This window comes from Aliiroseovarius sediminis (assembly GCF_022678485.1).
GTDB classification, from domain to species: Bacteria; Pseudomonadota; Alphaproteobacteria; order Rhodobacterales; family Rhodobacteraceae; genus Aliiroseovarius; species Aliiroseovarius sediminis.
The window spans coordinates 111,663-134,288 of the sequence record NZ_JALBYP010000039.1 but is presented as its reverse complement, the minus strand read 5'-3'; the positions used below and the strand labels follow the sequence as shown (position 1 = coordinate 134,288).

At 58.8% G+C, this 22,626-nt stretch carries 24 protein-coding genes and 3 pseudogenes; 13 read left to right on the top strand and 14 right to left on the bottom strand.

Features of this window, described 5'->3' with window-relative positions; translation table 11 throughout:
- Nucleotides 1-3: 3 nt before the first annotated feature.
- From MN186_RS16305 to MN186_RS16285, 5 genes are all read left to right on the top strand, one after another.
- Nucleotides 4-1,671, top strand: a complete 1,668-nt coding sequence (locus tag MN186_RS16305) for a hydantoinase B/oxoprolinase family protein (RefSeq protein WP_242115780.1) — start codon at nt 4-6, stop codon at nt 1,669-1,671.
- 138 nt (nt 1,672-1,809) lie between these two features.
- Nucleotides 1,810-1,983, top strand: coding sequence for an ABC transporter substrate-binding protein (locus tag MN186_RS16300; protein WP_242115779.1), 174 nt, complete (start codon nt 1,810-1,812; stop codon nt 1,981-1,983).
- A 390-nt stretch (nt 1,984-2,373) separates the two neighbouring features.
- Nucleotides 2,374-2,709: a TraR/DksA family transcriptional regulator gene (locus MN186_RS16295; protein WP_242115778.1), complete on the top strand. Its 336-nt coding sequence runs from the start codon at nt 2,374-2,376 to the stop codon at nt 2,707-2,709.
- Nucleotides 2,710-2,769: 60 nt separating this feature from the next.
- Nucleotides 2,770-3,936: a polysaccharide deacetylase family protein gene (locus MN186_RS16290; RefSeq protein ID WP_242115777.1), complete on the top strand. Its 1,167-nt coding sequence runs from the start codon at nt 2,770-2,772 to the stop codon at nt 3,934-3,936.
- A 128-nt stretch (nt 3,937-4,064) separates the two neighbouring features.
- Nucleotides 4,065-4,325 carry an ABC transporter permease gene (locus MN186_RS16285; protein ID WP_242115776.1) on the top strand — a complete coding sequence of 87 codons (261 nt, stop codon included), beginning with the start codon at nt 4,065-4,067 and terminating at the stop codon, nt 4,323-4,325.
- Between the two features lie 102 nt (nt 4,326-4,427).
- Here the strand turns inward: MN186_RS16285 and MN186_RS16280 are convergent, their stop codons facing one another.
- From MN186_RS16280 to MN186_RS16260, 5 genes are all read right to left on the bottom strand, one after another.
- The gene (locus MN186_RS16280) at nt 4,428-4,772 is read right to left on the bottom strand and encodes a hypothetical protein (RefSeq protein ID WP_242115775.1); all 345 of its coding nucleotides are present in this window, start codon (nt 4,770-4,772) and stop codon (nt 4,428-4,430) included.
- A gap of 209 nt (nt 4,773-4,981) precedes the next feature.
- Complete coding sequence (gene arcC, locus MN186_RS16275; protein WP_242115774.1) at nt 4,982-5,920, bottom strand: carbamate kinase; 939 nt, start codon at nt 5,918-5,920, stop codon at nt 4,982-4,984.
- A 4-nt stretch (nt 5,921-5,924) separates the two neighbouring features.
- The gene (gene argF, locus MN186_RS16270) at nt 5,925-6,926 is read right to left on the bottom strand and encodes an ornithine carbamoyltransferase (RefSeq protein WP_242115772.1); all 1,002 of its coding nucleotides are present in this window, start codon (nt 6,924-6,926) and stop codon (nt 5,925-5,927) included.
- 13 nt (nt 6,927-6,939) lie between these two features.
- The gene (locus MN186_RS16265) at nt 6,940-8,169 is read right to left on the bottom strand and encodes an arginine deiminase (protein ID WP_242115771.1); all 1,230 of its coding nucleotides are present in this window, start codon (nt 8,167-8,169) and stop codon (nt 6,940-6,942) included.
- 15 nt (nt 8,170-8,184) lie between these two features.
- On the bottom strand, nt 8,185-9,633 hold the full coding sequence (locus tag MN186_RS16260) for a YfcC family protein (RefSeq protein ID WP_242115770.1): 1,449 nt from the start codon (nt 9,631-9,633) through the stop codon (nt 8,185-8,187).
- A 183-nt stretch (nt 9,634-9,816) separates the two neighbouring features.
- On the opposite strand from MN186_RS16260, the gene MN186_RS16680 reads away from it, so the two are divergent.
- From MN186_RS16680 to MN186_RS16250, 3 genes and pseudogenes are all read left to right on the top strand, one after another.
- Nucleotides 9,817-10,125, top strand: a complete 309-nt coding sequence (locus tag MN186_RS16680) for a CBS domain-containing protein (protein WP_353890315.1) — start codon at nt 9,817-9,819, stop codon at nt 10,123-10,125.
- A 297-nt stretch (nt 10,126-10,422) separates the two neighbouring features.
- Nucleotides 10,423-11,388: pseudogene (locus tag MN186_RS16255) on the top strand (arsenic resistance protein).
- A gap of 31 nt (nt 11,389-11,419) precedes the next feature.
- Complete coding sequence (locus tag MN186_RS16250; protein WP_242115769.1) at nt 11,420-11,650, top strand: hypothetical protein; 231 nt, start codon at nt 11,420-11,422, stop codon at nt 11,648-11,650.
- Nucleotides 11,651-11,979: 329 nt separating this feature from the next.
- Here MN186_RS16250 and MN186_RS16245 read toward each other — a convergent pair whose 3' ends face one another.
- The 5 genes from MN186_RS16245 to MN186_RS16225 all read right to left on the bottom strand — a co-directional run bounded on the left by MN186_RS16245 (nt 11,980) and on the right by MN186_RS16225 (nt 17,733).
- Nucleotides 11,980-14,673 (bottom strand): cation-translocating P-type ATPase, encoded by a 2,694-nt coding sequence (locus tag MN186_RS16245; RefSeq protein ID WP_242115768.1) that lies wholly within the window; start codon nt 14,671-14,673, stop codon nt 11,980-11,982.
- Between the two features lie 83 nt (nt 14,674-14,756).
- Nucleotides 14,757-16,085, bottom strand: coding sequence for a poly-beta-hydroxybutyrate polymerase N-terminal domain-containing protein (locus MN186_RS16240; RefSeq protein ID WP_242115767.1), 1,329 nt, complete (start codon nt 16,083-16,085; stop codon nt 14,757-14,759).
- 48 nt (nt 16,086-16,133) lie between these two features.
- Nucleotides 16,134-16,715, bottom strand: coding sequence for a hypothetical protein (locus MN186_RS16235; RefSeq protein ID WP_242115766.1), 582 nt, complete (start codon nt 16,713-16,715; stop codon nt 16,134-16,136).
- A gap of 55 nt (nt 16,716-16,770) precedes the next feature.
- A complete protein-coding gene (locus MN186_RS16230) occupies nt 16,771-16,938 on the bottom strand; it encodes a hypothetical protein (protein WP_242115764.1) in 168 nt (55 codons plus the stop codon).
- Nucleotides 16,939-16,989: 51 nt separating this feature from the next.
- The gene (locus tag MN186_RS16225) at nt 16,990-17,733 is read right to left on the bottom strand and encodes a 2-oxo acid dehydrogenase subunit E2 (protein ID WP_242115763.1); all 744 of its coding nucleotides are present in this window, start codon (nt 17,731-17,733) and stop codon (nt 16,990-16,992) included.
- Nucleotides 17,734-17,915: 182 nt separating this feature from the next.
- On the opposite strand from MN186_RS16225, the gene MN186_RS16220 reads away from it, so the two are divergent.
- Nucleotides 17,916-18,134, top strand: a complete 219-nt coding sequence (locus MN186_RS16220) for a hypothetical protein (RefSeq protein ID WP_242115762.1) — start codon at nt 17,916-17,918, stop codon at nt 18,132-18,134.
- Nucleotides 18,127-18,444, top strand: a complete 318-nt coding sequence (locus MN186_RS16215) for a hypothetical protein (protein ID WP_242115761.1) — start codon at nt 18,127-18,129, stop codon at nt 18,442-18,444. The genes MN186_RS16220 and MN186_RS16215 overlap by 8 nt, the downstream gene beginning before the upstream one ends.
- Before the next feature lie 151 nt (nt 18,445-18,595).
- Here MN186_RS16215 and MN186_RS16675 read toward each other — a convergent pair.
- A pseudogene (locus tag MN186_RS16675) lies at nt 18,596-18,739 on the bottom strand (CBS domain-containing protein); the annotation flags it as partial.
- A gap of 284 nt (nt 18,740-19,023) precedes the next feature.
- Between MN186_RS16675 and MN186_RS16210 the strand changes: the two are divergent.
- Nucleotides 19,024-19,770 carry a 2-oxo acid dehydrogenase subunit E2 gene (locus MN186_RS16210; RefSeq protein ID WP_242115760.1) on the top strand — a complete coding sequence of 249 codons (747 nt, stop codon included), beginning with the start codon at nt 19,024-19,026 and terminating at the stop codon, nt 19,768-19,770.
- Here the strand turns inward: MN186_RS16210 and MN186_RS16205 are convergent.
- Nucleotides 19,770-20,021, bottom strand: a pseudogene (locus MN186_RS16205) (AAA family ATPase); the annotation flags it as partial. The gene MN186_RS16210 and the pseudogene MN186_RS16205 overlap by 1 nt on opposite strands.
- Before the next feature lie 196 nt (nt 20,022-20,217).
- Complete coding sequence (locus MN186_RS16200) at nt 20,218-20,829, bottom strand: carboxymuconolactone decarboxylase family protein (protein WP_242115759.1); 612 nt, start codon at nt 20,827-20,829, stop codon at nt 20,218-20,220.
- Nucleotides 20,830-21,160: 331 nt separating this feature from the next.
- On the opposite strand from MN186_RS16200, the gene MN186_RS16195 reads away from it, so the two are divergent.
- Together MN186_RS16195 and MN186_RS16190 are read left to right on the top strand one after the other, a co-directional pair.
- Nucleotides 21,161-21,388 carry a hypothetical protein gene (locus tag MN186_RS16195; RefSeq protein ID WP_242115758.1) on the top strand — a complete coding sequence of 76 codons (228 nt, stop codon included), beginning with the start codon at nt 21,161-21,163 and terminating at the stop codon, nt 21,386-21,388.
- A gap of 41 nt (nt 21,389-21,429) precedes the next feature.
- Nucleotides 21,430-21,627 carry a hypothetical protein gene (locus tag MN186_RS16190; RefSeq protein ID WP_242115757.1) on the top strand — a complete coding sequence of 66 codons (198 nt, stop codon included), beginning with the start codon at nt 21,430-21,432 and terminating at the stop codon, nt 21,625-21,627.
- A 432-nt stretch (nt 21,628-22,059) separates the two neighbouring features.
- On the opposite strand, the gene MN186_RS16185 is transcribed toward MN186_RS16190, so the two are convergent.
- A complete protein-coding gene (locus MN186_RS16185; RefSeq protein ID WP_242115756.1) occupies nt 22,060-22,410 on the bottom strand; it encodes a VOC family protein in 351 nt (116 codons plus the stop codon).
- Between the last annotated feature and the right edge of the window lie 216 nt (nt 22,411-22,626).

Below are 22,626 nucleotides of genomic sequence, written 5' to 3'. Positions count from 1 at the left end.
CCCATGACAAAGCAAGATACGTTCACCCACGACCCCGTCACCTTTGACATCATCCAGAACGGGGTTCAGGCCGTGGCCGATGAGATGTTCGTCGCGCAGGTGAAAACCTCGATGAGCGCGATCATTTACGAGGTGCTCGACCTCTCGACGTCGATCCTTGATGCCAAGGGCCAAATCGCAGCCTCGGGCGCTGGCATTCCCGCGTTCATCGGCGTACTCGACAAGGCTATTCACGGCATTCTGCAGAAGTTTCCACTGGACGAAATCCGCTCCGGTGACCTCTTTGCAACCAATGATCCTTATTACGGCGGCGTCAGCCACCTCAACGATATGGTTCTGGCCTCTCCGGTCTTCTCCGAGGGTCGACTGGTCGCCTGGGTCGCCAATATCGCGCACTGGAACGACGTGGGCGGCATGGTGCCGGGGTCCATGTCGTCGGAAGCCACCGAAATCTTCCAAGAAGGGGTGCGCATACCGGCGGTGAAGCTGTTCGACAGAGGCCAGGAAAACAAGGCGGTGCTCGATATTCTTTATGTCAACACGCGGCTGCCCGACTACCTGCGCGGCGATCTTTGGGCCGGCATCGCGGGCTTGCGGATCGGCGAGCGCCGCGTCCTCGAGATTATTGAGAAATACGGCACCGATACCTTCGAAACCGCGATTGCGGATTTCATGGACTTTGGCGAAACCCGCGCCCGTGCCGCGCTGAAAACGCTGCCCGAAGGCACCTACAGGTTCGAGGAGGAGCAGGACTCGGGTCAGGTCCACAAGGTCGAGATCACCATCACCAAGGATGATTTCATCGTCGATCTTACGGACAACCCCGCGCAGGCCGGCTCCTCCAATTCATCGCGCGAGGGCACCGAGATTGCTGTGCAGCTGGCGTTTAAGTCCTTCACCGATCCGGACGCGCCCGGCAACGGCGGCTTCTTCCGCCCGCTCACGGTCAAGACCACGCCGGGCACGATCTTCCACGTTCAGGAACCCGGGGCCTTGGGCTATTATTCCGAGGTCGAAATCCGGCTCTTCGACATGCTGCTGCGCGCCCTTGCGCATCACTTCCCCGGTGTCGTGCCAGCAGGCAACTTCGCCTCGATCTGCGGCACCGTGGTGGGCGGCCCCCACCCGGACACCGGGCGGCATTACACCATCGTCGAACCCCAGGTCGGCGGCTGGGGTGCCTGGCAGGGAAACGACGGGCCGTCCGGCCAGTTCTCGGGGTTCCATGGTGAAACCTTCAACTGTCCGGCAGAAGTGGCCGAGGCCCGCTATGGACTGACCGTGGATCAGGTCGCACTCAACCCCGAGCCGGGTGGTGAGGGCCAGTGGCGGGGCGGAAAAGGGATCGACGTGCACTACCGCGTTCGGGCCGAAAACAACTTCCTGTCTGTCGGCTACACCCGCTCGCGCATTCCGCCGTGGGGTGTCGACGGCGGGCTTGACGGCTCGTGCAACTACGTCGAGGTTCTGCGCACCGACGGCAGTTCCGAACGGCATTCCTTTGCCACCAATGTCGAAGTGAACACCGACGACGTGATCCGTGTCGTGACCGGCAATGGCGGCGGCTTCGGGGATCCGGCGAAACGCAGTGCCGAAGACCTAGCACGGGACATCCGTGACGAATACCTGACGCCGGAACGCGCGCGCGAAATTTACGGCCACGAAGGTTGAGCACCCGGGGCACGCCCATTCCCTTGGCGTGCCCTGATCCCCTCATTCAGGTCCTAAAATCCCGCTTGCCCGAGATACCGGTTTGAGCGAAGTCCTGTCCATACTTTGCCCTGCTGCCTCTCTCGTCTGAACCAACAAATGCGAAGGCAGGCGCCGAGCACGGCACTCTCGGTCACGATCCAGCGGGAGGCCGGGCAGCTGGTCTACAACAGTGGTAACGACGCGATCTCGCGACCTGCGGATCTCGAAGGCAAGACCTATGCCGGCTTTGGCAGCGCTTGGGAATATGCTTTGATGTCGACAATGATCTAGCACGACGGCGGCACTGCGGATTACGACACGGTGACGCCGGGCACCGGCGCCTACGAAGCGCTGGCCTCCGGTGCTGTCGACTTCATGCTGGAGGTCTCCACTTGGGAAGGTGTGGGCGGGATGTGACACGAAACCTTCCAGCCGACGACCGAGGAAGCCGCCCGCTGGGCGGCTTCTTCCGTTCCAGAGCACTTGTCTGTGCGTTCGATCAAGGAGCCTTGGCATGTCTGTCGTCCTCAACGGCCCTCAAAAGCGAAGATGGGACTTTTCCTTTTGGGCTTTGACCCGTGATAATGTGCAAAGGTTCGCCACGAAATATTCAATGAATGCAATGCAAAATAAAATCAAATGCTTCAATTCAGACCCTCACTTCAATTTCCGGAGAAGAAAATGACAGAAACAGCCCAACGCAAACAACAAATAGAGGCGCGCCTGAAAGAGCTTGGCGTGCGCTTGCAAAGGATCGAAGATGTGCTGGACGATACAGACCTTTCAGATCTGGAGGATCAGACCATCGAGTGGGAGGATGATGAGGTTCAGGCAGGCATCGGTCGCGCCAACCTGCGCGAAGCTCAGGCTCTGACCGCGGCGCTCAACCGCATCGCGAAGGGGACATACGGAACATGTATCAGCTGCGGCGAACAGATTGCCGACGAACGTCTTGATGCCATCCCCTATGCCAATCAGTGCCGATACTGCGCCGGTGCGAGCTCGGCCGAAGTGTAGCCGCCACGCAGATCCGTCTTGCGCCCAGCGGTCCCGCCGACAATTCTCGATGGAGGAAAAATGATCAACAAGGCAACAGTCATCATTGCAATGACATCGTGCGGACTTCTCGGCGGCGCTGCGTTCGCCCAGCCCGCAGACGAAAATGCGCAATCAACCCCGACCAACGGCATGGTTTTCCTTATCAATGTCGATGAAGACGAAGAAATGGACGGCCTGCTGCGTTGGGAGCAGGAATTGGGGTCGCGTGGCCTTACTGCAATGATCGATGTGTCTGGCCCGGTTCTTGACGCCTACCCGCAGCTTTTCAAACGTCTGGCACAGGACGGGCACGAGGTCATCGGCGGCAATGCCGAGGTTTGCTGGGATGTGCCCTATGAGGAACAATATCAGGCGATGCTGGCGGTCAAAACGAATTTGGAATCACTGACCGGCAAACCCATGCAGGTCTTTGGCTGCAAGTATTTCTCTTATGACGAAAACACGGTCAAAGCCGCTGAAGTTCTGGGCATTCCGTATGTCCTAGGGCGCGGCACCGAAGACATAAGGGCGATGATCTACACACCCAATGAATATGATGTTGGGATCATCAAGGTGTCGAACGTTGAGTTTTCCGGAATGGGCAGAGGGTCGCTTTGCGATATCAGCCTGTATTGGAGGGGGGCCACCGAAGCCGATTTTGCGAAAATGGTCGATGCGAGCCTGTCGCAAAACCCCGACAGCATGATACTGGTTTCTCATCCGCATATCGGCGGCACCAAGGTCGGATACTGGAACGTTTATGCCGATGCATTGGCGTCTTCGGCAGTCGAATGGCGCTCGTTCAACGATTGGCTAGACCAGGTTGCCGCCGTCGCGCGGCCCTATTCCGATATCCCCGAAAACCGCGAGGTTCAGTATCTGGATCCGACGCCCGTCGTGCCACTGGATCAGCTTGAAAATTTGCCAGAGATTGGGGAAAAAATCGTCATGTTTCACAATGGGCTGGGGCCGATGTGCAAGGAGGCCGAGGCCTTTCTGGCCGATCTTGATTATCCGATTGAAGAACATCTGACAGGCGAGAGCAATTTTCACGCGCTTCTGGACTGCTACCGTATTCAGTTCCCTGAAAGTGAGGGCATATCAAATTCATACGAATACTTCCCGATCATCTTCCTGAACGACAGGGCATTTTCAGGTTTTGATCAGTCGGTAAGGACGGCCATCGAAGATGAGATTGACCAATAGTGCGGCGGCGGGTTCAGTGACCGCTGTGATTAACGACACATCGCCCTCAGCCCAATAATGAGCCGACGACACAACCGAAAACCTGTTTTCGTCGAAATGCATGGCCGCTTGGTGCACCTTCGGCATTCTTGAGCCTGCCATTGCGCAGCGTATCCGCCATCAATGACAAGTTCGGAACCCGTGACGAACTTGGCGTCTTTCGAGGCGAGATAGGCGACGTCTTGGCAGGCTTCGTGCTGATCCGCGAGCGGGAACATGGCGCGATTGAGCATCTGATGGTGATGCCGGTCACGGCTACCGAGATTGCGCTTGCCAAGATTTTTGCCAATGGCCTTGTGCTTTTCATGGCCTTCGTGTTTTCACTCTTTATCGTGGTCGCGGGCGGCTGAGCCATGCCGCGCGAACACCTATCACCGAAGTTCAAGACTACCTTGGCGTTTGTGCTGCCGTCTTTTGCTTACGAGTTTGGCGTGAATAATATCAGACCTTGGCTACCTCGTTCGCAGCAAGATAAACGACCACACCACGCCCAGTTCCGTCAGGATCGAAAAAATGAACCAAGAGGTGTGAAATACCGCTTTGATCGCATTGAACACCTGCAACAACACGACAAAGATCGCGATGTCAAAGACCGTGCTGAGCAGACCGAAAACAATCGTGAAAGACGTGATGTTGGGAGTTTCCCATCCGGGCGGATGGGTCAAGGTATCAGGATCGACATTATCGGTCGCGCCCGCCATACGGATCAGTTTGCCGAAATTCGCACTGATCGTGATATAGATGTATGTGCGCGTATTGGCGAATGCCCCGCGCTCATAGATAACGCCGTCGCGCAATACCCCGATACTTTTCTCCTAAAGCACTATATCGAACCCGACACCGGCGGGCGGTATCCTGTCGGTGTAGACGGCCACACCGCCCACCGGCATGCCGTCCCTTGTGGGTGTCGGCCATACGCAGCATGGTCTTGGCCTCGACCAGGCAGTTCTTGGCCTGCTCGATTGCGCCTTCTTGGGCGTCGCCGATCACCACGATCCGCTTTACGTCACTTCTTCTTGTCGTCACGGTCCGGCTGGGCGGCATCGCGGATCAGGGTGCCCGCCGTTCCGTCAAGCAGCGCCAGCGCGTCCTGTAATCGCCCGATGCCCGCCAGCCCGCCTTGCCCGGCAAATTCGGCTGCTGCGGCCATCTTGGGGCCCATGGAACCTGCAGGCAGGTTCAGCGCGCGGGCCTCCTCTGGGCTCAGGCAGGGAATACGCGCCTGTGCGTCGGTGCCGAAATCGCGATAGACTGCATCCACGTCGGTCAACAGCAGCAGCGCATCGGCGCCCAGTTCACGCGCGAGTAGAGCGCTGGCGGCGTCCTTGTCGATCACCGCCTCGATACCGATCAGGCTGCCGTCGTCGCGGCGAATCACGGGGATGCCGCCGCCGCCGGTGCAGATCACGATGACGCCCTGATCCAACAGCAGGCGCAGAACGCGGATGTCAGGGATCGCCTGCGGCCGGGGCGAGGGCACAACGCGGCGCCACTTGTCGCCGTCGCGCGCGATGGTCCAGTCGGCGGCCTTGGCACGGCTCTCGGCCTCGTCCCGGTCATAGACCGGCCCGATGAACTTGGTCGGGGTGCGGAACGCGGGGTCAGCGGCATCCACCACCACCTGCGTCAGCAGCGTGGCGACGGGCCGACCATGATCGAGCGCATTTTCCAGCTCCTGCTCGATCATGTAGCCGATCATGCCGCCGGTCTCGGCGCCCAACACGTCAAGCGGATAGACCTCGTCGGGTCTGTAGGCCGCGCTTTGAAGCGCCAGTAGCCCGACTTGCGGACCATTGCCGTGGGTGATGACCAGATCATGCCCCGCGCGCACGACCTCGGCCAGTGCGGCGGCGGCGGTGCGGGCGTTCGCCCGCTGGTTTTCCGCTGTCAATGGCTGGCCACGCTCAAGCAGCGCATTGCCGCCAAGGGCTGCAACGACAAGCATGCCCCTAGCCCCCCAACGTGGCGACGAGAACCGCCTTGATCGTGTGCATCCGGTTCTCGGCCTGATCAAAAACGATAGAGGCGGGGCTTTCGAACACTTCTTCGGTGACTTCCATCGCGGTCAGACCGAACTCTTTTTCGATGTCCTTGCCGACGTCTGTGTCGGTGTTGTGAAAGGCCGGCAGGCAGTGCATGAATTTCGCGCGCGGATTGCCTGTTTTCTTCATCACTTCCGCGTTCACCTGATAAGGCTTGAGCAGGTCGATCCGCTCGGCCCATTTGTCCTTGCTCTCGCCCATGGACACCCAGACGTCAGTGTAGACGTAATCGACGCCCTTCACGGCCTCGTCGACATCCTCGGTGATCGTGACACGCGCACCTGTCTCCTTGGCCACCTTGCGTGCCTCGTCCTGAATGCCCTTGGTCGGCCAGAGGGATTTCGGCGCACACAGGCGCACGTCCATGCCCATCTTGGCCCCGCCGATCAGCAGGCTGTCGCCCATGTTGTTGCCCGCATCACCCATGAAGCAATAGGCGACCTGGCGCAGGGGTTTCTCGGCATGTTCCTGCATGGTCAGGAAATCCGCGAGGATCTGCGTCGGGTGGAACTCATCCGTCAGCCCATTATAGACCGGGACACCGGCCCAGTCGGCCAGTGTCTGCACCACCTCTTGCCCGAAGCCGCGGTATTCGATCGCGTCATAGACCCGGCCCAACACGCGGGCGGTATCCTTGACGGTTTCCTTGTGACCCATGTGGTTGCCCGACGGCCCCAGATAGGTGACGGTGGCGCCCTGATCGTGGGCGGCGACCTCGAAACCCACGCGGGTGCGGGTGCTGTCCTTCTCGAAGATCAGCGCGATCTCGCGACCCTTGAGCAGTGGCACCTCGGTTCCGGCGTATTTCGCGGCCTTCAGGTCGGCCGAGAGTTTCAGCAGAAAACCGATTTCAGCCGGGGTGAAATCGCGCAAGGTCAGGAAGTGACGGTTCTTCAGGTTGAAAGCCAATGGTCTGTCCTCCTTATACAGCGTCGCGGATGGTGGGGCAGGACATGCAGCGGCTGCCGCCACGCCCGCGGCCCAGCTCGGCGCCCGGCATCTCGATCACCTCGATGCCTTCGGCGCGCAGGGCGGCGTTGGTGTCGTCGTTACGGTCATAGCCCATGACCAGACCGGGCCGCAGGGCCAGCACGTTGTTGCCGTCGTTCCACTGTTCGCGCGACTGCTCGAACGGGTCGCTGCCGCCTGTGGGCACCACATTCAGCTTCTTGAAGCCCATGACGTCGGCGACGACATCGAACATCGGGCGCTTGTCGTGGCGCATGTCCAGCGGCTTGGCTCCCTCGCCGGGGTGCAGATCGTAGCAGGTCATCTCGTCCGCCACCTCCTTGAAGCTGGTGACGACATCGCCACCGCAGAAGGTGAACACCGTGTCCAGATGCATCGCCGCGCGCGATTTGGGCATCTGGCAGGCAACGACGCGCGTCGCGCGGCCGTTATCGAACAGTGCCTGTGTCAAAAGGCCAACGGCTTGCGGCGACGTCCGCTCACCCATGCCGACCAGCACGACGCCATTGCCCACGGGCATCATGTCGCCCCCTTCCAGCGTGGCGAGGCCGAAATCCTCAAGCGGATCGCCCCAGATCACCTCGACCTTGCCCGCGAACTTTGGATGGAACTTATAGATCGCGGCGGTCAGCAGTGTTTCAGGCCGGCGGGCCTGCCAGTACATCGGATTCAGCGTCACCCCGCCATAGATCCAAGCCGAGTTGTCGCGGGTGAACAAAAAGTTCGGCAGCGGCGGCAGGATGAACCCGTGATGGCCCAGATAGGCACCGAACATGCCGGTCACCTCGAACGGTACATCGGCGACGGTCAGCCCGCCGATCAGCCATTTCGACAGCTCCTGCCCCGGCATGTCGTCCATCCAGTCGCGCAGCTCGCGGTGCATGCCGACGCCGACATGAATGGCCGCGATGCGGTGATCCAGCACCCATTTGCGGGCATCGGGAAGGTCCAGCACCTCGGCCAGCATGGCGCCCGTCTCCAGCACCTCGACGCCTTCGCCCTCCATGGACCTTGCGAAGTCATCGTGATCCTTCTGCGCCCGCTTGACCCAGAACACATCGTCAAACAGCAGGTCCTCGCAATTGTCCGGCGTCAGGCGGCGATGCGCCAAGCCGGGGCGGCAGATGATGACCTGCCGCAGCGTGCCGGTTTCTGAGTGGACACCGAGCTTGTGGTCAGACATAGGATTTCCTTTCGTTTACAGAAATGCGCCGATGCTGAGCGCCGCCGAGATGAACACCAGCAGGATCAGCATCAGCGGCCAGATGAAGACGATCCAGCGGTCGTAAGACACGCGCCCGATCGCCAGCCCGCCGATGACCACGGCGAAGGTCGGGTTGATCAGGTTCACAAGGCCGTTGGCCGACTGGTAGGCCGTCACCACCAGATCGCGGCCGACACCGGCGAAATCGGCCAGTGGGGCCAGAATGGGCATCGACAGCACGGCGAGGCCCGACGAGGACGGCACGAAGAAGCTCATGCCCAGTTCGATCCAGAACATGAGGTTGATAAAGGCCAGCTCGCCCAGTCCGCCCAACGATTGCTCGGCACTGTGCAGGATCGTATCGGCAATCAGCCCCTGCTCCATGATTACGACGATGCCGCGCGCCAGACCGACGACCAGCGCCACACCCAGCAGGTCACGTGCACCGTCGACGAAACTGCCCGTCAGCCTTTTCTCGCCCAGCCGTCCAACAAGGCCGATCAGTATCGCCGCCCCCAGAAACAGTGCGCCCATCCGGGCCATCCACCAGTCTTGACTGGACACGCCCCAGATCATCACGGCAAAGGTCAGGGCAAAGATCACAAGGATGACCTTCTGGGTCGCTGTCAGTGTCTCATCACCACCCTTATCGCCGCCATTTGCCAGGAAAAGCCGCCGATGCGCCGAGGCCTGTTTGGCCACGACCGACCGTTCGGGGTTCTGTTTGACCTTCTGCGCATAGCGCATGACATAGGCCGCGCAGATTGCCAGACCGCCCAACAGGATCACCAGACGCAGCACAATACCATTTGTGAACGGTATGTCGGACGCGTCCGAGGCGATGACCGTCGCAAACGGGTTAATCGTTGAGCCCAGCACACCGATACCGGCACCGATCAGGATGATCGCCACCCCGGTCACCGCGTCGTAGCCCGCAGCGATCATCACCGGGATCAGGATCGCGTAGAAGGCCAGCGTTTCCTCGGCCATGCCATAGGTGGTCCCCCCGACCGCAAAGAGCGACATCATGATCGGGATCATCCAGATCTCGCGCCCTTTCATGGCCGTCATTGCCGCCCTTATTCCGGTGTCGATAGAGCCGGTGGCGTTCACGACGCCAAGAAATCCGCCCAGTAACAGCACGAAGAGCGCCACGTCGATGGCGTTGGCCGCATAGCTGTCAGGATCGTAGAACCCGGCGATCGGCGCCAGCATGACATCGACGAAGCCCTGGGGGTTTGGCTCTACCTCGGTATAGGTTCCGGCAACGGCGATTTCGCGACCGACCTCTTCGCTCATCACCCGTTCGTACTGTCCGGCGGGGATGATCCATGTCAGGGCGGCGACGAAAATGATCAACAGGAACAGGATCGTATAGGCCGTCGGAAATCGCGATGACAGGTCTTGCTCTGGATCGGCTGCAGCATTTTCTTCTTCGGTCATGGGTCGCCTCCGTCGAATGCCCTAAGGATTGCTGCCCGCCTTTCTACCCGAACCGAAATGCACCGCATTAACGGCTGTTAACGGGCATGAATGCCGTCGTTTCGATCTGCAATGTGGAATGCATGGCCAAGACCAATGGACGCGAAAAGCCGTAGTTGATCGACGTTGATTTTGCACAGGACCATGCCATTTAGGCTGTTATCATCATGTCAAACAGCCTTGGGTCCAGCACATGAACGTAAGCAAGGTCGTGCAAAGAAAAGTCACCAGCATCAATTGGAATACCCCGCAATCCGCGAGAACAGACGGCCAATCGGCGTAGTACCTGACAGGGATATTGTGGTGCGTCTGATGGCAAGAACCGGAGCTGCGGCGGCCAACATCGAAGATCATCAGATCCGCCGGTTGATTGTTTGCGACGGAAACGAACGACTAGTCGGGGTGGTGTCTTTGGGTGATATAGCACGCGACTACAGCAAAAGGGGTTCGTGAAGGGTCGGCAAGTAGACGCTGTTGGTTCTGGCCCATCGGGATATGAAGCTTTTGCTGATCTTCGCAATGAGCAACACATTCGGGTCAAAGTCCGGCCTCAAGAGCATCTGCGCTCTGGCGCAGGTCACGATGGCTTAACACGCGTTAATGCGGCAGACAGGCAGAAGACGCAGCCTGCCAGTTGTGAAGAATTTGCTTTTCCACAACGCAGGTGACGGCGTGATCAGGATGACAAGAGGTTTCGAATGCCGCACAGTCGTCTGTGCGATTATTATTCGCAAAAAAAGGACACCTTGAATGCGCTTTCTCGCTGCAATGACGCGAAATCTTACACTGGCCATTCCGACAGCGATGCTTATCGGTCTGCTCTATGGTCTGACCTTCCCAGTTGGCTGGCTCAAATCCCTTATCGTGCCTCTGACACTGCTCATGGTCTACCCCATGATGGTCAACCTCAACCTGCGCCAGATGCGCGAGGGTGATGATACCAAGGCTCAATTGCTCGCACAAACCATCAACTTTGCCATCATCCCGTTTGTGGCCTTTGTTTTGGGTCGATTTTGGTTTCCCGACCAGCCGTTCTTTGCCTTGGGGTTGTTGCTTGCGGCATTGCTGCCGACCAGTGGCATGACGATAGCCTGGACCGGGTTCGCGTCGGGCAACGTCACCGCCGCCATCAAGATGACGGTCGTGGGGCTGATCTTGGGATCTCTTGCCACACCCTTTTATGTGCAGTGACTTATGGGGGCGACGATTCCGGTTAATATCGCTGCTGTCTTTCTTCAGATCGCCTTGGTGGTTTTTCTGCCCATGCTCGCGGGTCAGTTGACCCAATATTTTTTGGTGCGTCGCTATGGACGGAATCGCTTTCGTCAGGATTGGGCACCGCGTTTTCCACCTCTTTCGACCTTGGGTGTTCTGGGAATCGTCTTTGTGGCAATCGCCCTGAAATCCTCGGATCTGATGGCGCGACCAGAGATTTTGCTTTCCATTATCGCGCCGCTGCTGGTGCTCTACGCATTCAACTATGCCCTCAGTACCATTATCGGCAAGCTGATGTTGCCCCGTGGCAACGCCATCGCTTTAGTCTATGGCACGGTGATGCGAAACCTGTCGATTGCCCTGGCGCTTGCGATGAATGCCTTTGGCGAGGCTAGCGCAGACGCGGCATTGCTGATCGCACTCGCCTATATCATCCAAGTGCAGTCCGCGGCGTGGTACGTCAAGCTTGGCGACCGTATTTTCGGCGCGCGACCCGCCTGAGTGCAGGACGGGGCCGCAACATTCTTGCGTCTTGGCGTGGGTCAACTGCCAACGCAAACTCGAATGCAATTCGGATGCCCAAGATGACGCGCCGGGCAACCGCCCCGACACCGATGATTTCGGGGCAACTGCATCCGTGATGGAGCCGTTGGGGTCGACCGTCCCGAAGCTGACGGCGGACCATGCCGCGTTCGGCAAGCTGAAGGGACCATTCAAGACTGGATCGGACGTTATCAAGGCCTGCCTGAACTGTCATACCTAGGCGGGCAAGCAAGTTACGCAATCGATTCACTGGACATGGGATACGATCAATTCCGCGACCGGCCAGATTGTGCAAGTTCAATCCCAACCATGATGTGGTCCGCTGTTCGGCGAAGACGCGGCGCACGCCCCGCAACAGCACGAAACCGCTCTTCGGATTGGACAGAGCCATTCGACTCGTCTTCCAGACCAGCGCAATTCGATTGGCACACGCAACTGTTTGATCAAGGTTCTTTGACAGCCCCCTCGGGACTGTTTCTGCCCCGCGTCTTCTGAGAAGATCTTTGCACGTTCTCGTTACGACCTGTCTGCTGATGTGGGCAATGGCGGTCAGTCACCCGACCGCAGGGCGACAAAGATTTGACCAAGTCCAAGCGGCACGAAGCTTGCGCCCGTTGCCAGAAGGAAGCCGGGCAATCCGGGATCGGGAAGACTCAGGATATCCGAGAGGCCCGGTAACCAAAGTGCCGCCGCGATCAGGCCGAGACATAGCGCAAGAGCACCCCACACCCAAGGATTGCGGGTGACCTCATTGACGAAAATGCCAGCCGCTGATGCGCGCATGTTAAACACGTTCCACAGTTGCGCCAGCGCGAGCGTGAGAAAAGTCACGGTTATCGCCTGCGCAGTGGTCAGCAACAGCCAATACAGCGCCAGCCAAAACGCGCCAAGGGTTGCAATCGTGATCGCCCCACCCAGAACGCCGATCATGATCCAGTGCCGACGAGAGACGATCTCTTCGGTGGGATCGCGAGGTGGCTGGCGCATGATGATGTCGTCGCCTTTTCCCAACCCCAATGCGAAGGCGGGAAAGACATCGGTGACGAGGTTCAAAAACAGGATCTGCAGTGGCAGCAGAGGCATCGGCAGTCCGGCGATCACAGCCAAACCAACGATCAGCACCTCGCTGACATTACAGGACATCAGATAGATCACGAATTTGCGGATATTGCCAAAGATGATCCGCCCCTGCCGCATGGCCGCGATGATGGTGCCAAATGCATCGTCCTTAAGGACCATATGCGCCGCCTCGCGGGCAACTTCGGTGCCGCGCTGGCCCATCGCAATCCCGATATCGGCTTTCTTCAGGGCAGGCGCGTCGTTCACCCCGTCACCGGTCATCGCGACGACGTGGCCATTATCCTGGTAAAGCGCGGCAATCTGCAACTTGGTGGCTGGCGCGACGCGGGCAAAGACGTCGGCGGCTATCACACGGTCGCGCAGCGCGCCATCCACCTGTTCGGGGTCAAGATCGGTCAGGTCGCTGCCCTCGATCACTGTCAGATCGTCGTCGCCCGGATCGGTCGGGCCCAACCCTGCCGCGCGGGCGATGGCGGCGGCGGTGCTGGCGTGGTCTCCGGTCATCATCACCACGCGCACACCCGCCGCGCGGGCTGCTGCGATGGCGTCCTTGACGTCTCCGCGCAGCGGATCACGCAGACAGACCAGCCCTGCCAAGGTCAAACCCTCGTAAGGGTCGGCATCGGCACTGTGCGTTCGCTTCTCGGCCAGCGCCAGCAGGCGCAACCCGTCACTCGCGGCCTCGTCGCTGCGCTTAAGCCATTGCGCGCGCGCGGACGCATCCATCGGGTGACGACCGTCAGGCCCCAAAACATGACTGCAGACGCCCAGTACCGCCTCGGGTGCCCCCTTGGCGGCATAGAGAAAACGGTCACCATCACGATGGACCGTCGCCATCATTTTGGTGTCCTGATCGAAGGCGTATTCCTCAACCGTCGCGTGATCCTGCAAAAGGGTTTCGCGCGGCTGCCCGCCCCGCATCGCAATACGCAGCAGGGCCACTTCCATTGGATCGCCCGATGCCGGCGCATCTTCCTGCGCCAAAGCGGCACTGTTGCAAAGCGCACCGATCCGCAGCACTGCGTCAAGCTGCGTTTGCAGCCCCGGATTGGGCGGGCCGTCGCTGCCGACAAGGCGCAGGGTGTCGGCCTGCCTGTCGATGGATACATCGGCATCCGACAACACATAACGAACCGCGGCCATGTCGTTTTCCGTCAGGGTGCCGGTTTTGTCGGTCAGGATCACCGTGGTTGCACCAAGTGTTTCGACCGAGGACAAGTTTGAAATGACCGCGTTGCGTGCCGCCATCCGCCACATCCCCCGCGCAAGGCTGAGCGTTGCGACCACCGGCAACCCTTCGGGCACGGCAGCCACGGCCAACGCCACACCAGTCTGGAACATCATCGCCACCTCGTGACCGCGCAGGATGCCTGCACCGATGGTCAGCGCCGCAAGTGCCAGCGTCAGCCAGACCAGCCGGTGGCCCAACCGGTCGAGCCGTTTTTCCAGCGGGGATGCCGCCGAGTCGGCCGTTTGCACGAGATGGCTGATATGGCCCAGTTCCGTATTCATGCCGGTGGTGGTCACAATACCGACCCCCGCACCCTGGGTGATTGCCGTGCCTTTGAAGGCCATGCAGGACCGGTCACCGATCGCCGCGTCCTGGCCGACCGGTCCGGTCTGCTTGACCACGGGAACGGACTCTCCGGTCAGGACGGATTCGTCGCTCTGCAGGTTGGACGCATCCGCGAGTCGCAGATCGGCCGTGACCATGTCGCCCGCCTCCAGCAGGACGATATCGCCGGGCACCAGCTTATGCGCGTCGATCTGCACTGCCTTGCCGGCGCGCCGGACGCGTGTTGTGACCGACGAGATGCCTTGCAGCGCCTCCATCGAGCGCGCGGCGCGCAGTTCGGTGAAAAATCCGATCGCGGCATTGATCGCCAGAACCACGACAATCGCAATACCTTCAGCGATATCCTGGAACAGAAAAGACACCCCTGCAGCCAGTGCCAGAAGCCAGACGATCACCCCTTGAAACTGATGGACGAGAATAGAGAATACGCTCTTTTTTTCCTGGGCCCGCAACTGATTAGGCCCATACCGGTCCCGCCGCCCGGCAACCATGCTGTCATCCAGCCCGTGTTCCGGGTTCACATCGAGCCTGTCCGCCACCGTTTGAACCTCTGCGGCGAAATCGGGGGTCTGGTCAGGATCTGTCATTGTCTTTATCCGCTTTCCAGTGCCGACTTTGCTTGACGCCACAGACCGCGCGGCACTGATCGCGATCAACGGGGCGCGTTTTATCATGGACCACGCGCGATTGTACCGCGTTCATCCTCAACAGCTGTGGTGGCCGTTCTAAGCCCGGACGCCAGCAGATCGTGGGCCCTTCGCGCCAGAACCCGCTCTTCATCCGTGGCAAGCATCAGGACGGGCAGGGCGCTTTCGGGTGTCGTGAGATATGGCCCGCCATCGGCGTTCGCGGCCACAACAAGACTGGGCTCATCCACCGGGCATACCACGGCCACACGGACCGGTTCGGATTGACGTGCAAGATGTTCAAGACGGTCTGGCCGGTCGGAGCGCCACGATCCGTCCGTCAGCTGCGTCTGCGCCCGCCAGTCTTCCGGCGGCACGTACTTGGCCTCGTGCGGTGTCGTCGACATCTGGAAGCTGCGCCCGACTTGGCCGGGTTCACTGACGATGCCGACGTTGTGACCGCCAGAGGTCAAAACGAAGGTGGTGTCGTTGTCTGACAGAATGTGCAGCTTGTAGACCGATTGCCACGGTGCCATCTGCGCGGCCAGATAGCACACCAGCGAATTGTGCGGCGACAGGTCGAGGATGTAGTATTTCATGATCCAGGCCGGCACGATCAGGATCGGCTCAGAGGTGACGGCATCGGTCTGCGGCGCATACTGGATCAGTTCCAGCAGACGAGATCGATAGACAACCTTGCCTGGCGTCACCGCCACGTCGCGGCCCCGAACGTAGGCATCGGCTCCGACCGGGGGTTTTCCGGAAACTACGCGTTCCCAATCCTCGGCAGGGTTTTCCGCCCCTCGGATCAGGTTCGCCCCGCCTTCGCTGATGGGGCCGGACATAATCTCAGGGTTGGTGGCATTGTACCACCACTGTTGGGTCAGAAGGCAGTTCTGGTAAATCAGGTTATAGGGCCAGTTCTGCCGTTGCGGGGCGCTGAACCTTTTATCGTGCTCCAGCGGCATGATACAGGGTTCAACTTGACCGTTTTGGGCCTGCTGGGCCGTGGTAATCGCAAAGCGCGCGGCCTTGCGTGCGGCCTTTTCGACCAGTTGCACCTGTTTTCCGGGCGAGCTGACCAAGTGCACCCACCAATTGAAGAATTGTGACGACAGCCCGTAAGGTGTAATTCCCATCGTAAAGCGGGCCAGATGTGCCTTGAATGCGCTATCCATGCTTTCGGTGCTGTAGCCATCCGGCATGACCCACTTGCAGCGCAGGCTTAATTCCGGAGGAAGCGGCTCGATCGCAGGATCTATGTCCGGGACGGGTCCATCCTGCGACGCCCCGTCAGTTTTCCCCTTGGGATCGGATCGGATCGGGACAACCGTCTTTGCCTGCTCGTTCTTATTCGTCGTCGGTTTTGCCATCGGTCTTTTCCAGTCGATCTTTAAAAGAATATGGCGCATCCCGAGCGGTCAACGGCTCCAGTCATGGACGTGAACGTCTTTGCCAGAATGTGATTTTAGTATGTCGACAGCCCGCGCTTGTTTTTCCGTGGTGTCGACCCGCACCCACAGAAGAATGCCGCCACGCTCGACCTGTTGGGCGTAGTAATCCCGGTGATGCTTGTCGGCGCGCCGCGCCAGCAGCGCCCCGATCACGGCGGCCGGTAGCCCGACGATGGCCACCGCCGCAGCCGTGGCGGCGACCGCTCCCCCTGCCGCTGCCGCAGCCACCATCGCAATGTAGGACGGGATGAAAAAGACACCGCCGACGATCATGCCTTCCATTTCCCCCATCGCCTCTTCCGAGACGAAGGCCGCGCGCGGCACATCGGGGTCATCCTCCAGATCCTCGGTGCGCCAGTAGGCATCCCCAAGCTTTTTCTTCAGCGTCTTTTCATGCCCAAGAAGGCTGATGTCATACCGGCTGAAACCGGCCATTCGCAAATCATAGAAAGCCTGTTGCAATGTCTCGAAGCTATCGAATACGCCTACTGCCTCGGGCACCTCGATGACCGTGGTTTTTTCAGGCTTGGTGGTGTCGACCGGCGTCATATCATGTCTCCTTGTTTAGGGGGCTGGAATGCTGTTCGCTGCCACGAAGGCAACACTATCTTTCGGGACGACCGCTCAGGATGTCAGGCAGCGTGCTGAAATAGGGAAAGACGATTGCGGCCGTGCCCGCCACGATCATCACGATGCCGATAGCAATCAACATGTTGCGGCTTTGCCACATGGCCGAAGCGAGCGGGGATGTGGTGTCGGAATTCATCGTCATTGTCTTCTCCCGTTGTAGATCGTGGCGTTGAGTGATGTCAGGATCAGATCATCAGTCTGGTGCACCGTCATTATCGCCGGGCAATGCGAGAAGACGATTTCGCAAAGCCTCCGGAAAGCACCCCGCAGCGGCGCCATCGATCACGCCATGATCGTATGACAACGAGACGGGAAGCAAGGGGTGCGGGGTAACCTTGTCACCTTCCACCACGGGGCGCATTTGCGCCTGCGCCAGGCTGAGTATGGCCACCTCGGGGGTATTTATGATTGGCGCGAAACCAGTGCCGCCCAACTTGCCCAGACTGGTGACGGTAAAGCTTGCGCCTTCGACATCGTCATTCTTCAACGGTCCACTGCGGGCGTGTTTCGCAAGATCCATGTCCTGCACATTGTGCAAAACCGGCACGAGCAGCCCGGCGTCGGTATCCACGGCGATACCGATATTGCGATATGCCTTGCGATGAAGTGTCTTGCCATCAGCCGAGACCGAAGCGTTGAAGTCGGGAAACCTGCCCAAGGTCTCCGATACGTCCAACACGATGAACGCGAGCAGTGACAGGCGCGGTGCGTCGTCATCCAGCATATCATTCCTGTTCTCGCGGCGCGATTCCAAGTTGGTTATGTCAATTTCATCGAAATGGGTAACATGCGGCACCTTCCGCCAACTGGCAGTCAGTCGGCGGGCCATCGCCTGATGCAAGCCATCTACCGCACGCTCTTTGACCTCGCCAAACAGGACGTCCTCGTAGGTTTCCACCATCGGTTCCCTTGGGTCGTCCAAAGCTGTCTCTGACATGGCATTACGTCTCGGACCTCAGCTCATTTGTTTCGGCTCGAACCCGGATACGACGGCATCGATCTTTTCATCGGGTACATCCGCGTCTGCGATCACGCGAAAACCGTCCTTTAACAGGAAGCAATGCGAATCGTTCTGGCCAAATGCAGGATCGAGATGAGCCAGCAAAAAGGAACAGCGCCATGCCAGAACCGACTATGCAGAACATTCATCATGTTCTCGGGCCGCTCACACTCGAGCAGCTTCATGCGATTCAGAACTCGGGGGCAAGCTTGGAGGACATCCGCCAAGCCAAGGCCATCGCCGATGGAACCGACGATATCGTCGGAACCGGGGAACGATCACTGCCGGGTGCGGTTCAACAGATTTTAACCATCCTGTCGGGTTCGTCCCATGACTGACCGACCCAGATTGGCAAAGGCGATGATTGATCCGGAGGCGATCTATGCCGCCCCGGAAGATGTCGTTGCTGATAGCAGCCTGAGTGATGCGGAAAAGATCGAAATCCTGCGCCGTTGGAACTATGAGGCCTGCGAAACATCGGTGGCCGTGGATGAGGGAATGACTGGTCCGGAAGATGGGTTGTTGCAACGCATTTTGTTGGCGCTCGGCGGTCTGGGGGTCGATATCGACAGAGAGATAACACCATCGACACGGCAGGGCGCCCTAAGCCGCCAAGCCATCCGGCGCGACAAGAAGCTCGCACCATGATGCTGAGATAGTGTGTTTGCGACCGATCGGCGGAATGTCCTGGCCGGCAGGCTCGCGATCCAGGGCCGGATCTTGCTTGGTCGCGCAAAAAGAGAGGATGCTGCGCGTGCAGTGGACATGGCATCGACTGCATTGACAAGGCCAGATAGCTGGCCATGTCCGACAGCGTAATCACACCCAGCATACGGTCCCTTTCGACTACGGTCACGAAACTGATCCGCTGCGCCTGCACGGTATCATTGATGAAATCCGCAAGGGTCTGTTCGGGGGCCATGTTTGTGACAGATGTGCGCATCAGATCTTCGACCGTCCGGCCCGCCATCGCGAAGCTGATTATTCTCAACAATCGCGGCCAAGCCGAATCGGCTAGAAGACGGACTTTAGGTCAATCGCCCGCAGCACCCCTGAGCTTATTCAACAATGGATCATCGTTTTGGCACAGCGCCTTTAAGTGCGCTTGACGGCGGTTAATGCAGGCCCAGGCGCCGCGTGGCAGGTCTTTGGTTGGATGAGAGCGGGTGCGTCGAGAACGATAGCGACGCCCGGCCGAAAACAAGTGCCAGCGAAGGAGATCAGGCGATGACATTGGACCTGCAAGAAGATGAAAGCGGCAGACTGATCTACAGGATAGAAGGGCCGCAAAAGGCCATTGCGGACATGTTCAGCGCCAATTGGCCCAAGACGCCCGTTGTCCATGTCGGCATTGCGGTCAATCTGCAAAAGGCACAGTCATTCCGCAAGCAACTCAGCACCGATAGCGGCACCAGGATCAGCCTTATGACGCTGATCCGGAAGGCTGCAGCAGAGGCTTGCAAAACCCATCCGATCATTGCCGGGCTTTGGGAGGGAGAAGACACGGTCATCCTGCCCAAACCCAAGGCAATCGCGGTTGGCGGACCCGTGCAAGTCGGCGATGTGGCCGTGCCGCACTTGATCGAGGGCGCAAGTTCGAAATCGCTGGTCGAGATTGCGAAGGAAGCGCAGGCCGTCGTCGAAAGCATCCGCAATGGCGAGTTGTCGCAGGAAACGGTCGAGCAGAGCTTTCAGAAGATGCTGTCTGTTCCCAATCTGGGCATATCGAATATCGGCATGGTCGCGCCGGTGGACTTCTTTATCGCCATGCCGGTTCTGCCCTCGGTCGCGTCGCTTTGCGTGGCGGCGATGCAGGACACCCCTATCGCGCAAAACGGCGAGGTGGTCATCGCGCCGGTCGCGCGGTTCTATCTGTCCTTCGATCACCGCGTGTTGCAGGCCGGTCCGGCAGCGGAGTTTCTGGGCGTGCTGAAAGAAAAGCTGGAAGCGCCTGAGACCCTTGCACAAACTTAGGGCCGGTCCACCAATACCTGCCGGTCAAAGCGGCCCGCCCGCAGCAGCGCGGGGCCGAGAATTTCGGGCCGGTTTGTGGCCGCGAGGAGCACCGCGCCCTCGTTTGGGCCTAACCTGCCGAGTTCCGACAGAAGCTGGTTCAGCGTCTGTTTCCGCTTGTCATTTCCGCCATGCATCCGGCCCGCCCTACGCGCCCGGCCAAGGGTGTCCAACTCGTCGATGAAAATGATGGGGGGCGCAGCCTCGCCGGCAAGATCCAGATCAAAAGCGTGGTGAACCGGGTGTTTCAACCGCACCCGGCAGTGATCGTTCCCTAATCAAGATATGTCTCGAACTAATTATAGGGGATCGCCTCGATGGTCTGGCTTTGAACCCAAAGGTTGCGGATGAACACCACGCCCATCACCGCAAGCAGGATGTATCAAAGGTGGATCTGGGTTCCGCGCTTCATTGTGTTTCTTCGGTTGGATCAGGCTTCGTGCCGTCTGAACGCCGCCGCTGCAATATCCATTTGGCCGGCAGCATCAGCCAGAACGTCGCAAGCCAGAACAACAGTTCAAAAAGCGCACTGCTGTTTTCTGCCTTCTGTCCCTTCAGTCGCGTGGGGAAGGCATCAAATGTGTTTCCCAGAAGGTTGCCAAAAGAGATCACTCGGATCAGCAACATGATATCGCTGGCAGTCCGGTCCCCATAGAAGACATCAAGCCGCTCGGTCATCTTCGGATCGGGGTTGCGATTGGTTTCGGCGTAGTGCTGCGCGTACAAGAGCGCCGGTAGCTCATGCTCGGTGGCGGATGCCTCGAATTGCAGATCGAACATGTCGCCGATTTCCGTGTCGCTCATTCCGCTCGTGACGGCTTGCTGGGCGTGAAACCACGTGCAGTATGTGCATCCATTGACTGCTGTCACCACCATCATGATCTTTCCTGTGAAGACGCGCCCGATGTCAGGGTTGCGCACCGCGCCGACAAGCGCAGGAGCTTTCGATATCAGGAACCCCAAGTCACGGAAGAGAAGGCTGGGGGAGAATATTCTTTTATCATATGTGGCGCTGTGCATGTTGGCGACCCCCTTTTGGTCTTAATGACATGTCGGGTTCTGCAGGCTCTGGCAGAATGCTCTGAATTTGCTGGAGTGTTTCGTCGAACGTCAGTGCATCGAACGGTGTGGGGACGCCGTCCATCAAGACGACGTGGCCCAGATGTTGATCATCATGACAGCGTCGTACGTGTCCGCTTGTCCCTTGTTTGGAGGTTGCAAAACACGCGATCACCTTTGTCTGGGGCTGCCCCTTCATTCGAAGATCCTGTTATATAGCGCACTTATTTGATCTGACGCGAGATGCGTGTTGAAGATCGCCAGATGATCATAAGACACTTCTGTGGTTGCGATGTTGATGATTGTTAATGCGGTTCAGTACTGCGGAGTGCTGGGATGGCGTGATGGGCACGATGGCGGGCTTTGGTTTGCGAATGCCTCGAACAGAGACACCAAGAGGAAAATAGAGACGGCCACGGCTGAAAAAGAGACAAAATCGAATGGCAATCCCGCAATTGCCAAGTATGAGGACGAAATTCGCGCTGAAATGGCCGAGATCAGAACGATATCGCCGCTCTGACCAAGTCTTTGGGCGAATACGGGAAAGCACGTGCAGACGGCATGCAAGCAAACGCAACGGATTTCACGGAAGAAGTGCTGGACGAGTCGCGCCGGGCTGTCAAGAAACTGGGGAAGCAGGTTTTCCGGCTTGAAAAAGATATGGAATCCAATGTCCGTGAGAATCCGGTCCACTGGTTTCTTGGCGCACTCGGGGTCGGATTGGTGTTCACGATGTTGATGCGGCGCAACCACGATTGAGCCGCATCATACCGGATCGAACTGACAGCATCGCCGACTCTCTCTCCGCCGGTGTTCATGGGCGGCTGCACGATGCAGCGGGCATGGCGGCCCTTCTGGGGATTGCCGCCTTGCTTTTCCTTACGGTATGAACCGCTCCGGGTTTTCCGGAGGCTCCAAATTGAGGAAGGGTTGGAGCCATGGAAAAAGACAACAGAGCGAACAGCTATTCACCTGAGACATGCGCGAGAGCCGTGCGGATGGTTACGGAAAAGGACATGCGGTCTTAGTTGTAGCGGCGCTTCAACACCCACTACCTTAGCACATTTAATGCCGCTGGCGGCATCCACCCCATTGTTTACCATGAAATCAGTAGGCAACTACTTTGATAAAAATTGCAACCAGAACCGCTCATTTTTCAACAGCAGTTGGCTCTGAGCGAGGCGCCTGTTCTTAGTTCAACGACATTTCGCGAAATTCGATCTGGTTGCCAGCAGGATCGGCGATCATGAACGACCTTTGTTCGGGATTACAGGAACCAAGCACAACATGTCCGGTCGCAGTTAACTCGCTCAGAGCCGCTTCGAAGTGCGTGACATGGAACACTAACCCAGTCGTGCCTACTTGCAAGCCGCCATCTCTGGCGTGCACTCTCAAGCTTGGCGTCTGCGGTGTCGGCCCATGCAGTATTGCCAAGGAGGCAGAGCGCGTCTTGATGGAGAAACCAAGTTCGGTTTGATAAAAATGCACCATGTCCACGAGAAGATTTCGGGGCGTGAAAAGGTCGATAAAAGTGTTTTCCAAGCTTTTCTCCAAAAAACCGCCCGGTCCAAAGTGCGCTGGCTGAGCGCCCCGGTTTTCGAGTGATAAGGCCGAATTTCCGTTAGCTGCTGGAGTAGAATGGGCTGACTGCTACAATTATGCGGGTGTCAACGCGCACCTAGCGCACCTCATTGCACAATAGCCAACCAACGCCACAAGATGAAGTCGGCCCATGTCGTCGGAATTGGCGACATATAA

Coding starts and splice junctions, on each gene's coding strand:
- MN186_RS16265 (WP_242115771.1), bottom strand. CDS start 8,169: ATGTCTGACCACAAGCTCGGTGTCCACTCAGAAACCGGCACGCTGCGG.
- MN186_RS16305 (WP_242115780.1), top strand. CDS start 4: ATGACAAAGCAAGATACGTTCACCCACGACCCCGTCACCTTTGACATC.
- MN186_RS16245 (WP_242115768.1), bottom strand. CDS start 14,673: ATGACAGATCCTGACCAGACCCCCGATTTCGCCGCAGAGGTTCAAACG.
- MN186_RS16200 (WP_242115759.1), bottom strand. CDS start 20,829: ATGCACAGCGCCACATATGATAAAAGAATATTCTCCCCCAGCCTTCTC.
- MN186_RS16300 (WP_242115779.1), top strand. CDS start 1,810: ATGCGAAGGCAGGCGCCGAGCACGGCACTCTCGGTCACGATCCAGCGG.
- MN186_RS16190 (WP_242115757.1), top strand. CDS start 21,430: ATGCAAGCAAACGCAACGGATTTCACGGAAGAAGTGCTGGACGAGTCG.
- MN186_RS16225 (WP_242115763.1), bottom strand. CDS start 17,733: ATGTCAGAGACAGCTTTGGACGACCCAAGGGAACCGATGGTGGAAACC.
- MN186_RS16230 (WP_242115764.1), bottom strand. CDS start 16,938: ATGACGATGAATTCCGACACCACATCCCCGCTCGCTTCGGCCATGTGG.
- MN186_RS16240 (WP_242115767.1), bottom strand. CDS start 16,085: ATGGCAAAACCGACGACGAATAAGAACGAGCAGGCAAAGACGGTTGTC.
- MN186_RS16235 (WP_242115766.1), bottom strand. CDS start 16,715: ATGACGCCGGTCGACACCACCAAGCCTGAAAAAACCACGGTCATCGAG.
- MN186_RS16215 (WP_242115761.1), top strand. CDS start 18,127: ATGACTGACCGACCCAGATTGGCAAAGGCGATGATTGATCCGGAGGCG.
- MN186_RS16210 (WP_242115760.1), top strand. CDS start 19,024: ATGACATTGGACCTGCAAGAAGATGAAAGCGGCAGACTGATCTACAGG.
- MN186_RS16220 (WP_242115762.1), top strand. CDS start 17,916: ATGCCAGAACCGACTATGCAGAACATTCATCATGTTCTCGGGCCGCTC.
- MN186_RS16680 (WP_353890315.1), top strand. CDS start 9,817: ATGCCATTTAGGCTGTTATCATCATGTCAAACAGCCTTGGGTCCAGCA.
- MN186_RS16290 (WP_242115777.1), top strand. CDS start 2,770: ATGATCAACAAGGCAACAGTCATCATTGCAATGACATCGTGCGGACTT.
- MN186_RS16260 (WP_242115770.1), bottom strand. CDS start 9,633: ATGACCGAAGAAGAAAATGCTGCAGCCGATCCAGAGCAAGACCTGTCA.
- MN186_RS16295 (WP_242115778.1), top strand. CDS start 2,374: ATGACAGAAACAGCCCAACGCAAACAACAAATAGAGGCGCGCCTGAAA.
- MN186_RS16195 (WP_242115758.1), top strand. CDS start 21,161: ATGTTGATGATTGTTAATGCGGTTCAGTACTGCGGAGTGCTGGGATGG.
- arcC (WP_242115774.1), bottom strand. CDS start 5,920: ATGCTTGTCGTTGCAGCCCTTGGCGGCAATGCGCTGCTTGAGCGTGGC.